The sequence below is a fragment of the Halobacillus karajensis genome, from assembly GCF_900108515.1.
Classification (GTDB): domain Bacteria; phylum Bacillota; class Bacilli; order Bacillales; family Halobacillaceae; genus Halobacillus; species Halobacillus karajensis.
This window is the reverse complement of the sequence record NZ_FNWW01000001.1, coordinates 261637-273296: the sequence shown is the minus strand read 5'-3', so window position 1 is coordinate 273296 and position 11660 is coordinate 261637. Positions and strand designations below refer to the sequence as shown.

At 42.6% G+C, this 11660-nt stretch carries 10 protein-coding genes; 9 read left to right on the top strand and 1 reads right to left on the bottom strand.

The genetic code is table 11. The features are described 5' to 3' along the window. Positions 1 to 104 precede the first annotated feature (104 nt). From BLW54_RS01305 to BLW54_RS01275, 7 genes are read left to right on the top strand one after another with little or no spacing between them, the layout of a single operon-like run. Entirely contained in the window at positions 105 to 734 is a 630-nt protein-coding gene (locus BLW54_RS01305; protein ID WP_035506311.1) for a bifunctional 4-hydroxy-2-oxoglutarate aldolase/2-dehydro-3-deoxy-phosphogluconate aldolase, read from the top strand. A 17-nt stretch (positions 735 to 751) separates the two neighbouring features. After that, positions 752 to 1753 (top strand): 2-dehydro-3-deoxygalactonokinase, encoded by a 1002-nt coding sequence (locus tag BLW54_RS01300; protein ID WP_167358777.1) that lies wholly within the window; start codon positions 752 to 754, stop codon positions 1751 to 1753. A 26-nt stretch (positions 1754 to 1779) separates the two neighbouring features. Continuing rightward, positions 1780 to 2781 (top strand): tripartite tricarboxylate transporter substrate binding protein, encoded by a 1002-nt coding sequence (locus BLW54_RS01295; RefSeq protein ID WP_074733029.1) that lies wholly within the window; start codon positions 1780 to 1782, stop codon positions 2779 to 2781. Between the two features lie 29 nt (positions 2782 to 2810). Continuing rightward, entirely contained in the window at positions 2811 to 3254 is a 444-nt protein-coding gene (locus BLW54_RS01290) for a tripartite tricarboxylate transporter TctB family protein (protein WP_074733028.1), read from the top strand. 15 nt (positions 3255 to 3269) lie between these two features. Further along, the gene (locus tag BLW54_RS01285) at positions 3270 to 4751 is read left to right on the top strand and encodes a tripartite tricarboxylate transporter permease (RefSeq protein ID WP_083391452.1); all 1482 of its coding nucleotides are present in this window, start codon (positions 3270 to 3272) and stop codon (positions 4749 to 4751) included. An 18-nt stretch (positions 4752 to 4769) separates the two neighbouring features. Next, positions 4770 to 5918 carry a galactonate dehydratase gene (dgoD, locus tag BLW54_RS01280; RefSeq protein WP_074733355.1) on the top strand — a complete coding sequence of 383 codons (1149 nt, stop codon included), beginning with the start codon at positions 4770 to 4772 and terminating at the stop codon, positions 5916 to 5918. 13 nt (positions 5919 to 5931) lie between these two features. Continuing rightward, positions 5932 to 6909 (top strand): 2-hydroxyacid dehydrogenase, encoded by a 978-nt coding sequence (locus tag BLW54_RS01275; protein WP_074733027.1) that lies wholly within the window; start codon positions 5932 to 5934, stop codon positions 6907 to 6909. 194 nt (positions 6910 to 7103) lie between these two features. On the opposite strand, the gene BLW54_RS01270 is transcribed toward BLW54_RS01275, so the two are convergent. Beyond that, positions 7104 to 8516: an alanine/glycine:cation symporter family protein gene (locus BLW54_RS01270; RefSeq protein ID WP_035506306.1), complete on the bottom strand. Its 1413-nt coding sequence runs from the start codon at positions 8514 to 8516 to the stop codon at positions 7104 to 7106. Between the two features lie 421 nt (positions 8517 to 8937). Between BLW54_RS01270 and BLW54_RS01265 the strand changes: the two genes are divergently transcribed. Together BLW54_RS01265 and glpK are read left to right on the top strand one after the other, a co-directional pair. Beyond that, complete coding sequence (locus BLW54_RS01265) at positions 8938 to 9768, top strand: MIP/aquaporin family protein (RefSeq protein ID WP_035506304.1); 831 nt, start codon at positions 8938 to 8940, stop codon at positions 9766 to 9768. 23 nt (positions 9769 to 9791) lie between these two features. Then, a complete protein-coding gene (glpK, locus tag BLW54_RS01260; protein ID WP_074733026.1) occupies positions 9792 to 11285 on the top strand; it encodes a glycerol kinase GlpK in 1494 nt (497 codons plus the stop codon). Positions 11286 to 11660 lie beyond the last annotated feature (375 nt).

The following is an 11660-nucleotide window of genomic DNA, read 5'->3' as shown; positions in this document are numbered from 1 at the left end:
GTTTTCACATAAGGATATACTTTTGTAAAATATTGAAATAGCTGTTCCTGTTTTTTGGATTATTATTGGAACGGTGTTCCTTAATAAGGAACGAGGGGGTTTCTATGAATCAAGCTATCGAACGGATTAATGAGGAGAAGATTGTGGCTATTGTAAGGCTGGATAGTATCGAACATGTTGATAGGCTGGCCCAATCTTTATATGAAGGCGGTATCAGGGTGATTGAAATCACCTTAAATACACCGGGAGCATTAGAAGGAATGAAGAAAATAAAACAACGTTACGATGATTTCCTCGTCGGGGCAGGAACAGTCCTTGATGGAGAGAATGCGCGTTCAGCTATCGAGGCAGGAGCGGATTTTCTACTCGCCCCCACCTTAAGCAAGGAAACCATTCAGGTAGGAAATCGGTATGGGGTCCCTGTTATCCCGGGGGTAATGACACCTACAGAAGCTTTAACCGCGTATGAATGGGGAGCAAGGCTTGTAAAAGTTTTCCCAGCAAGGTCTGTTGGGGAAAGTTTCGCAAAAGATTTAAAGGGTCCGCTCCCTTTTCTCAGCGTTATGGCCGTTGGGGGTGTCTCGCTTGATAATGTGAGTGATTATTTTCAAGCAGGCTGGCACTCTGTCGGAATAGGAAGTTCATTAGTCAGCAATGATGCAGATTTCGATGAAATAAAAGCGAAAGCTATGAATTTTATTACGAAGCGGGATGAAATCGCGATCAAACAATAATGGAATGTGGTGAGAAGTTGATTATTTTAATTGATTCAGGAACAACGAATTCGCGAATTCGATTAGTACATGAAGAGGAAAAAGAGATTGTTGAGGTTATAAAGCTGCCGGTAGGGGTGAGAAATACTGCTATTGACGGCCATAACAACCAATTAAAACAGGAGCTATCCAAGGGAGTAAAACAAGTACTCGCTGAACATTCGCTCACTCAACGAGAGGTCAAATACATCGTTGCATCTGGAATGATTACTTCTAATTTGGGTCTGCATGAAGTGCCCCATATTGAATCCCCAGCAAGCCTTGAGGATTTTATCGGAGCTGTGCAAGTAGTAAAAGCAGAGGAATTCCTCAACATTCCATGCCTTTATGTGCCGGGAATGAAAAACGCCGTGACCGACTCTTTAGAGGAAGAGTTAAGCGTGATCAATCAATACGATGTTATGAGAGGGGAGGAAGTGGAAGCCTATGGTTTACTGAAGCAAATCAATACAGAAGGTAAAGGATTAATGATCTTGCCGGGGTCACATACAAAGTATGTGTTAGTCGGGCAAAATCGAGAATTACTTAGATGTCGGTCCACGCTTGGGGGCGAAGTGTTAAAGGCGGTCAGAGACCAAACGATCATTTCCGACTCCTTAAATGAAAAACTCGTGGAGGAAGTTATCCCGGAGTATGTCATGAAAGGTTATCAGGCTGCTCGCAAAGTTGGGGTGACACGGAGTTTATATCATATTCGTTTGCTGCATTTGTTTTCCAAATTAGATGAGAATGAACGTGCGAATTATTATGCAGGCGTGATACTTTCTTATGATATGGAAGCTTTAGAGCAGATGCTCGAAGAAGAGGAGGTTTCATGGATTATGGTCGGAGGATCAGATCCTTTACGAAGTCTTTTTTACCACTTGCTCACCCATGTTAGTGACTCCGCTTCAATTGTACTGGCCGATGATGAGCAGGTCGAAAGGGCGACGGTATATGGAACATTGGAAGTGGGGCAATCGTATTTTGTGAATAAGTGAAAGCGTTTAATCATAGGAGGGTGAATATGAATTTTTTAAGTAATTACTTCTATTTCTTCTGTTTGGGTGTATTGTTGCTAGTCGTAGGGTGTAGTGGAGAGGAAAGTACATCGGCCAGCAAGGAAGGTGTTTCTTCTTTCCCAGAAAAACCGGTTACATTAATTGTCCCATCAGCAGCTGGTGGAGGAACGGATGCTACAGCTAGAGCACTTGCAGATGCCACAGAAGATCATTTAGGTGAATCGATAGGTGTAGAAAATAAAGAAGGTGGAAGTGGGGCTATTGGTATGACACAAGGAGCAAATGCTACCCCGGATGGTTATACCGTAAGCATGGTGTTTGTGGAACTTACAATGTTAAATCATCTAGGAATGTCTGAGTTAACGAGTGATCAATTCAAACCTTTAGGTCTTGTGAACCTGGATCCTGCTGCTCTTACAGTTTCAGCCGATGCCCCTTATGACACAGTTGAAGAATTTATCAAATATGCAGAAGAACACCCGGGCGAAGTGAAAGTTGGAAACGCAGGAACAGGTTCTATTTGGCATATCGCAGCCGAAAGCCTTGCTAAAGAAACAGGAATTAAGTTGAACCATGTCCCTTTTGAAGGAGCGGCTCCTGCTGTTACTTCTCTAATGGGTGGTCATGTCGATGCCGTAACCGTAAGTCCTGCAGAGGTATTACCGCAAGTGGAAGCAGGAGATTTAAAGACCTTAGGTGTCATGTCTAAGGATCGCTCAAATATTATGGAAGATGTTCCCACATTTGAAGAAGAGGGTGTGGATGTTACACCTGTTGGAACATGGAGAGGCCTAGTGGTTCCTAAAGATACACCAGATGAAGTAGCAGGGAAGTTGGAGGATGCTTTTCTTAAGGGAGCGGAAGAAGAAGAATTCACAGAGTTTATGAAAAATAATGGACTCGGTCTTGAAATTAAAAGTTCTGATGAATTCCAACAATTTATGAATAAAGAAAGTGAATTTTATGGAGAAATCATTTCAGATTTGGATTTAGGTAGTAATGAATAGAAGGATATTTATAGAAAAGGAGATTATCTATGAATCGGCCAAATCTATTTATTGGAGTTATTTTAATAATAGGTTGCTCCATTTACTTCTATGAGACGATGAGTTTCCCATCATCTGATCTACAAATGACAAGCCCAGCGTTTATTCCTAGAGTCTATTGTATTTTATTGTTCATTCTTAGCGCCTTTCTCATTGCTGGAAGTTTTAAAAGAGAGGAAGGGGGAGGGGGGAGTCGTCCCCCTTTCCTACATTCTTTAATGGCTATGGGGATGACTAGTCTCTATATCATTGCCATTCCATTTTTAGGTTTTTATATAACTACTGTGCTATTTATTGTGGCTTTACTTTATTTTGCAAAAGTAAAAAATTATGCCGTATTAACAAGCATTCCTATAGGCACACTGGCATTCTTATACCTCTTCTTTGTAAAAGTATTAAATGTGGGTCTACCTGTAGGCAGCCTATTCCAATAGAGAGGGGGAGACTATATGTTATTCGAAGGATTGATGAATGCCATGCAGTGGCAGGTTATTCTTATGATCATCATAGGATCAGTCATAGGCATATCGATTGGATCACTGCCGGGTTTAACCGCCGTCATGGGTGTTGCCCTCATCTTACCTGTTACATTTGGAATGGATCCTGTAGCGGGTATTCTATTATTAGTAGGTGTTTATTTTGGAGCCGTTTATGGTGGTTCATTGACAGCCATTCTCATTAATACACCTGGGACGCCTTCTTCGGCTGCAACCGCCATAGATGGGTTTGCCCTTACGAAGAAAGGGTACGCCCATAAAGCTTTAACGATTTCTACTCTATCTTCTACCATTGGCGGTATTTTAAGTGTGATCGTCCTTATTATTATTGCTCCTCAAATGGCGTCATTTGCCTTAAAGTTTAGTGCACCTGAGTCATTTGCTTTAGCAGTATTTGGTTTATCGATCATTTCAAGCATCGCTGGTAAGACATTAATTAAAGGATTAATTGCAGGAGCTCTTGGTCTAATGGTAGCTACGATAGGACTTGATCCTATTGCAGGATTTGCCAGGTTCACTGGAGGTAATGAAAATTTAATTAATGGGATCGATTTAGTACCTGTAATGATTGGTCTTTTTGCTGCTTCTGAAGCTTTTACTTCAATTGGAGATTTATTCTCTGCAAAACGAGCAAAGGTTGTTATAGAAAAAACTAAACTGAAGTGGGAAGAATTTAGAATGTTAATTTTAACCATCTTAAGGTCTGCTGGAATAGGAACTTTTATTGGAATGATTCCAGGTGCAGGAGGGGATATTACAGCATTCGTCGCTTATAATGAAGCGAAAAGGTTTTCGAAAGACAAACGTCAGTTTGGCGAGGGAGATTTAAAAGGGATCGCGGCACCTGAAGCAGCAAATAATAGTGTGACAGGTGGAGCAATGATTCCGCTTTTAACTTTAGGCATCCCAGGTGATGCGGTTACGGCTGTTTTATTAGGTGCACTAATGGTTCAAGGGATCCAACCTGGTCCTATGCTCTTTGAAACAAATGGATCGATCGTTTATACACTATTTGTTGGTATGTTGATAGCTAATATGATTATTTTACTTTTTGGTTTGATGGGGATTCGATTATTTACAAAAATTTTATTGATTCCTAAATCAGTTTTAATGCCGATTATCCTAGTTTTATGTACAGTTGGAGCTTTTGCCATTAACAATAACTTTTTTGATGTTATCGTTATGCTGATCGCAGGTATCATCGGATACTTTATGAAGAGATATGAGTTCCCGGTTTCTCCTGTGATTTTAGGTTTTATTTTAGGTCCAATGTTGGAAAGTAATTTTAGTCGTTCTCTCGTATTATCACAAGGAGATTACAGCATCTTTTTCACTAGACCAATTACACTGGTTCTACTTAGTCTAGCTTTCTTAACATTGTTTGCTCCCTTATTGAAGAGGAAAGTCATTAAACTGAAAGAAGATTATATTTAAAAAGGAGTCTATGACATGATGAAAATTGTAAGCTATGAACTTTTTCAAGTGCCGCCAAGGTGGTTGTTTCTAAAAATAGAAACGAGTGAAGGCATTACAGGGTGGGGAGAACCTGTCATTGAGGGAAGAGCCCATACAGTCAAAGCTGCCGTCGAAGAATTGATGGAAAATTTGATTGGAAAGGATCCCCTTCGGATTGAAGACCATTGGAATATGATGTATAGAGGAGGGTTCTATCGCGGCGGTCCCATTTTGATGAGCGCCATCGCAGGCATTGATCAGGCCCTGTGGGACATTAAAGGAAAATATTATAACGCGCCTGTTTATCAACTGTTGGGCGGTGCATGCCGGGATTCGATTAAAGTGTATTCCTGGATTGGTGGCGACAGGCCTTCTGATGTAGGCAAAGCCGCGAAGGAAGCTGTTTCTGCAGGATTTACAGCTGTCAAAATGAATGGGACAGAGGAACTCCAGTATATTGACACATACAGCAAAATCGATCAAACCGTAGAACGGGTAGCAAGTGTCCGGGAAAGTGTTGGAAAAGACGTTGGAATCGGCATTGACTTTCACGGGAGAGTACATAAACCGATGGCCAAAATTCTAGCTAAAGAGCTGGAGCCCTATCGTCCGATGTTTATCGAAGAACCTGTATTATCTGAGCACAATGAAGCTTTAAGAGATGTTGCCGCCCATACACATATTCCTATTGCTACAGGGGAGAGAATGTACTCAAGGTGGGATTTCAAGAACCTCTTATCTGAAGGGTTTGTAGACATTATTCAACCAGACCTCTCCCATGCGGGTGGAATAACAGAAGTAAAAAAAATTGCCTCTATGGCGGAAGCGTATGATGTTGCTATGGCGCCGCATTGTCCATTAGGTCCGATTGCTTTAGCTTCCTGCCTGCACGTAGACGCGACAGCCCATAACGCCTTCATCCAAGAACAGAGCTTAGGCATTCATTACAACAAGGAGAATGATCTACTGGATTACGTCAAGGATCGGAGCGTTTTTGATTACAACGACGGTCACGTGGCATTTCCTGAAGGCCCTGGACTCGGGATTGAAATCGATGAAAAGTATGTACGCCAGCGTGCAGAAGAAGGTCATAATTGGAGAAACCCAGTTTGGAGACACAAAGACAGAAGTATAGCTGAATGGTAAAGGAGAGGCAACAATGAAACCAAAAGTTTTTATCGCCAAACCTATCTCGCGACAAGTCGAAAACTATATAGCTGAGCATTGCGAATATAAGATATGGAGAGAAGAGGAAAGGATTCCAGATGATATATTGTTTAGGGAGATTCAAGACGTTCAAGGTTTAATGACCCCTAAGGCTAAAGTGACCGAAAGTTTTATCAAGCAGGCCCCGAACTTAAAAATAATCAGCCATATTTCTGTTGGATACGATACATTAGACACGGAGCTTATGGCAAAACACAAGATCATCGGCACACATACTCCTTACGTTCTGGATCATACCGTGGCTGATTTAATCTTTGGCTTGATTTTATCGAGCTCTAGAAGAATTAGTCAGTTGGATCATTATGTGAAAGACGGAAAATGGAACAAGTTAGATGACCCTTCCTTTTTATCAAAAGATGTTCATCATGCCACACTCGGTATTATAGGCATGGGCCGGATTGGAGAGCAGGTGGCCAAGCGGGCAGCCCAAGGGTTCGACATGAACGTTCTTTATTATAATCGCCGTCCGCGTCCAGAGGTAGAGGAAAAATACGGGCTAAAAAGAGAATCGATGGAACAACTGTTGAAGAAATCAGATTTTGTCCTGACAATGGTCCCCCTGACAGAAGAAACCCATCATTTGATTGGGGCGAGAGAACTGAAACAAATGAAAGAAGATGCGCTTTTAATTAATGCTTCCCGTGGGCAAGTGGTCGATGAGAAAGCACTTATCCACGCTCTGAAAGAAGGGATAATTGGCGGCGCCGGGTTAGATGTGTTTGAAAAAGAACCTGTCGATCCATCCAACTCGCTCCTGAAGATGGATAATGTTGTGACAACACCGCACATTGGATCAGCTACAGCTCAGGCACGTGAAGCGATGGCTTTGAAAGCGGCGGAAAATCTTGTCGCTGGTGTGACGGGCGGTAAACCTAAGAATATTGTGAAAGAGTTAAAGCATTTAGGATGACACGTGTAAGTAGAGATGATCTTTCAGAGGTCATCTCTTTTTCCTTTGGCCAGGCGGTGTGTCAGGGGGGATAGCGGCACAATAGGGTTTTAATCATCTTTTGGATGGATGGGGTTCTTAAAACGACCGCTGGAATCATACTCCAAAGGCAAAAAAACAGGACAGACTCTCGCATGAGTCTGTCCTGTTTTATATTAACTTGCTTTGGAGCGGGTATACTGTTGCTGTTGGATATAATCGTTAAAGTAGAAATTCGTTTCTTTGACGATCACTTTATAAAGGAGCAACAGCGCAATTAAGTTCGGAATCATCATCAAGGCATTCGCCATATTGGCAAAGGCCCACACGAGATCAAGCTGCATGACCGCTCCCATGAACGTCGCCGCAATATAAATGAAGCGGTACGGGACGATGTATCGAAGACCAAGCAAGTATTCAAAGCATTTTTCACCGTACATATACCAGCCGACAATCGTTGAAAACCCAAAGAAGATGACAGAAAAGGCTACAATGTATTCGCCTGTTGTTCCTAAAGCATGTCCAAATGCTGCACTCGTCAGCGCTCCGCCATCAAGACCAGTAGAGTGTTGAACACCAGAGATTGCACCGCCTGATGGATCCCAGAAGCCAGTCATGATGAGGACAAGTCCTGTCATGGTACAAACAACGATGGTAACGATGAACGTTCCTGTCATCGCGACAAGTGCTTGTTTTACAGGGTGATCGGTTTTGGCATTACCAGCGATAAGAGCCGCAGTACCAAGACCCGCTTCATTGGAGAAAATCCCACGTGAAACCCCACTTCGAACTGCTTCCATAACTACCACTCCGGCAAAACCACCGGCTGCGGATACTGGAGTGAAGGCATACTGGAAGATCATCTGGAATGCCGGTACAATAGCATCGTAATTAACGATAATGATTAATAACGCTCCGCCAATGTAGAGAAAGGCCATAATTGGAACAAAAAATCCAGCGACTGTACTGATCCGCTGTATACCTCCAAAAATGATCAATCCTGTTAAGACTGCCAGAACAGAACCTGTAATCCATCCATTAATATGAAAGCTTTCAGTCATTACATCGGAAATCGTGTTCGATTGGACACTGTTTCCTATACCTAAGGCAGCAAAGGCACCGAATAGCGCAAAAGCGACCGCCAGCCATTTCCACTTCTTGCCGATGCCTCGTTCTACATAATACATCGGTCCGCCTGAATACTCTCCATTTTCATTTTTAACGCGATATTTCATCGCCAGCAGCGCTTCGGAATATTTGGTCGCCATCCCAAGCAGACCGACAATCCACATCCAAAAAATCGCTCCGGGTCCGCCGAGAGTCAAAGCGGTTGCGACACCGGCGATATTTCCGTTTCCGATGGTAGCTGAGAGCGCTGTCATAAGTGTCTTAAAGTTACTAATATCTCCCTCGGAAGAGGAGGATTCCGTTTTATCCTCTTTCGTAAAAGCGAGCTTAAAGGCGTAGAACAATTTGCTGAACTGCAAGCCCTTCAACATGATAGTCAAAAATAATCCTGTCCCAAATAATAGGATAAGGCTGGGCGCCCCCCATAGGACATCGTTGATTTGATTCAATACATCTAGCATGATTTACCCCCTGTTCTTGGTGTAACCGTTTGCAATTGTTGGGTTTCGATAATCTCCCTTTTATACTCTATCACTCTTCGATTGATTAGTATTTGTGGAAACACTAAAAATTAAGCGCTTACATTTGTGTGGATGAACAAACAGTTTAACGGTTATTTAGGAATTCTCACAAATCATTGAATAGAGGACTTTGCAGAAAGATAGTAATGGTTTTACAACAAAGGTTTGAATCTATGAAAGCGATTAAAAAATAGTTTGACACCGCTTTCACGGTGTTCTATAATAATAAGCAACAAGTTAAGTATGTGACGGAGATTTGGAGACTCACACGAAGACCGAACTTTTTTAGTTCGGCTCTTAGTTGTGGGTCTCTTTTTTTGCTTCCTTAACTTCATTGAAATCATAAAAAGGAGTGGCACAGATGTCAGAATTTCTAGCTGAACTGATAGGAACGATGATTTTGATCATTTTCGGCGGCGGTGTTGTCGGTGGAGTGGTCTTGAAGAATTCGAAAGCAGAAGGGGCCGGTTGGGTGGTCATTACAATTGGCTGGGGCCTTGCGGTTACGATGGGGGTTTATGCCGTAGGTGGATTTACTGGAGCGCACATCAACCCCGCGGTCACCCTGGGATTAGCCTCAGTTGGAGATTTCCCATGGGCAAAAGTACCTTTATATATAACGGCACAGATAATCGGTGCTATGATCGGTGCAGCCATTGTGTTCTTTAACTATTTACCGCACTGGAGAAAAACGGAAGACCAGGGGGCGAAATTGGCAGTCTTCGCTACTGATCCCGCGGTTCGGAGTCCTTTTTCAAACTTAGTGAGTGAAATGATCGGTACCTTTGTTCTTTTAATGGGCCTTCAATTTATTGGGGCCAATGAATTTACAGAAGGACTAAACCCGTTGATAGTTGGTGGACTGATTGTAGCGATCGGGATGTCCTTAGGTGGAGCGACAGGTTATGCGATCAACCCTGCGCGTGATTTGGGACCAAGAATTGCTCATGCGTTGCTGCCTATTCCAGGTAAAGGCGGTTCAGATTGGGGCTATGCTTGGATTCCGGTTGTAGGTCCGATTTTAGGGGGGGTTTATGGAGCTCTGTTTCATAAAGCCATGTTCATGCAGGAATTTTCGGTTGCCTTTTGGATTTTGTCTGCGATTATAGCTGTCATTTTAGTTGGGGCCGCTCGTTCTGAAATTAAAAAAGGACAAACCTACAGCAATCAGTTAGAAAAAAACGTAAGCTAATTCATTTTGAGGAGATGATACAGATGGAAAATCAATATATCCTTTCAATCGACCAGGGAACAACAAGTTCACGAGCGATTCTTTTTAACAAAGCTGGAAAAATAGTAGAAACCGCTCAAAAGGAATTTGAACAGTTTTTTCCAAAGCCAGGCTGGGTCGAGCATGATGCTAATGAAATCTGGACATCTGTGCTTGCCTGTATTGCAGATGTATTGAGAAAATCTGATGTCCAACCACAGCAAATTGCAGGTATCGGCATTACCAACCAGCGCGAAACAGCCGTGGTATGGGACAAGAACACAGGAAAACCGATTCATAGAGCGATCGTCTGGCAGTCCCGTCAAACGGAAGAAATTTGTAAAGAATTGCGGGCTGCTAGTCATAATGACCTTTTCCGTGAAAAAACAGGACTGCTCTTGGACCCTTACTTTTCCGGAACGAAAGTGAAATGGATCTTGGACAACGTGGAAGGTGCTAGGGAAAAAGCGGATCAAGGTGATTTGCTATTTGGAACGGTGGATACATGGCTTGTTCACAAACTTTCAGGTGGAAAAGCGCATATGACCGATTATTCCAACGCTTCCCGGACCTTAATGTATAACATCTATGATTTGAAATGGGACGAGGAACTTCTTGATATTCTAGGTGTACCTGCATCGATGCTCCCAGAAGTGAAACCTTCCTCTGAAATCTATGCTCATACAGTGGATTATCATTTTTTCGGCCATGAAGTACCGATTGCAGGCATCGCTGGAGATCAACAAGCGGCTTTGTTCGGTCAAGCTTGTTTTGATAAAGGGATGGCGAAAAATACTTATGGGACCGGCTGTTTCATGTTGATGAATACAGGAGAAGAAGGCGTCGCTTCCAAACACGGCCTTTTAACAACGCTTGCATGGGGACTTGATGGCAAGGTTGAATACGCTCTTGAAGGCAGTATCTTTGTTGCAGGATCTGCAATTCAATGGTTGCGAGACGGACTGAATCTCATTGAAAGTGCACCAGAAACAGAAGCGTATGCAACAGCTGTGGATTCAACCGAAGGGGTTTACTTAGTGCCAGCCTTTGTCGGATTAGGAACCCCTTATTGGGATAGTGACGCAAGAGGTGCTATGTTCGGTTTGACACGCGGAACGACAAAGGAACACTTCGTCCGTGCCACACTGGAATCCTTAGCTTACCAGACGAAAGATGTACTGGATGCTATGATCGCAGATTCTGGCATTGACCTGAAAGCCTTACGTGTTGACGGAGGGGCTGTGAGAAATAACTTCCTTATGCAATTTCAGAGTGACATTTTGGGTGTTCCTGTCGAGCGTCCGGTCGTTCAGGAAACCACCGCGCTTGGAGCAGCCTTTCTGGCAGGTCTTGCCGTTGGTTATTGGAAAGATAAAGATGAGATTAAGCAGCAATCGGAAAATGATCGTACGTTTACAGTTGAGATGAGTAAGGATGAACAAGCGAAGCTGTATAAAGGATGGCAGAAAGCTGTTGAAGCAACAAGACAATTTAAATAAATAGGTAGAGTGTTGGAGTCCTTTAGGTGAAGGGCTCCAATTCTTTTTTATGGTCAAAGAATCGTTTATCTCTTTTCCGCCATCTCCGATCCTCTTTCCTCCTTTGTCATTTATATTCCATTCTAAAGGATCGCGGTTCATTTTGTTCTATATATAGAATTTATTTTTTCATTAAAACGAATGAATTGCAAGAGATATGGAGAATAATCAAGGAAAAGTCTGAAAATATGTTCTTTATAACGCAATACTGTTCTTTTTGAAGGTTTCCATTTAAACCTTACGAGTATATAATCAGGTTACATTATTCTTAATAAAGAACAAATGTTGGATTTTCAAGAACAAATCAGCTGTGAAAAAGGGGGAAGATCCTCTGGA

What these genes read in the sequence shown, in the direction of transcription:
- BLW54_RS01270 (WP_035506306.1), bottom strand. Translation starts at nt 8,516, where the DNA reads ATGCTAGATGTATTGAATCAAATCAACGATGTCCTATGGGGGGCGCCC.
- BLW54_RS01305 (WP_035506311.1), top strand. Translation starts at nt 105, where the DNA reads ATGAATCAAGCTATCGAACGGATTAATGAGGAGAAGATTGTGGCTATT.
- dgoD (WP_074733355.1), top strand. Translation starts at nt 4,770, where the DNA reads ATGAAAATTGTAAGCTATGAACTTTTTCAAGTGCCGCCAAGGTGGTTG.
- BLW54_RS01265 (WP_035506304.1), top strand. Translation starts at nt 8,938, where the DNA reads ATGTCAGAATTTCTAGCTGAACTGATAGGAACGATGATTTTGATCATT.
- glpK (WP_074733026.1), top strand. Translation starts at nt 9,792, where the DNA reads ATGGAAAATCAATATATCCTTTCAATCGACCAGGGAACAACAAGTTCA.
- BLW54_RS01295 (WP_074733029.1), top strand. Translation starts at nt 1,780, where the DNA reads ATGAATTTTTTAAGTAATTACTTCTATTTCTTCTGTTTGGGTGTATTG.
- BLW54_RS01285 (WP_083391452.1), top strand. Translation starts at nt 3,270, where the DNA reads ATGTTATTCGAAGGATTGATGAATGCCATGCAGTGGCAGGTTATTCTT.
- BLW54_RS01275 (WP_074733027.1), top strand. Translation starts at nt 5,932, where the DNA reads ATGAAACCAAAAGTTTTTATCGCCAAACCTATCTCGCGACAAGTCGAA.
- BLW54_RS01290 (WP_074733028.1), top strand. Translation starts at nt 2,811, where the DNA reads ATGAATCGGCCAAATCTATTTATTGGAGTTATTTTAATAATAGGTTGC.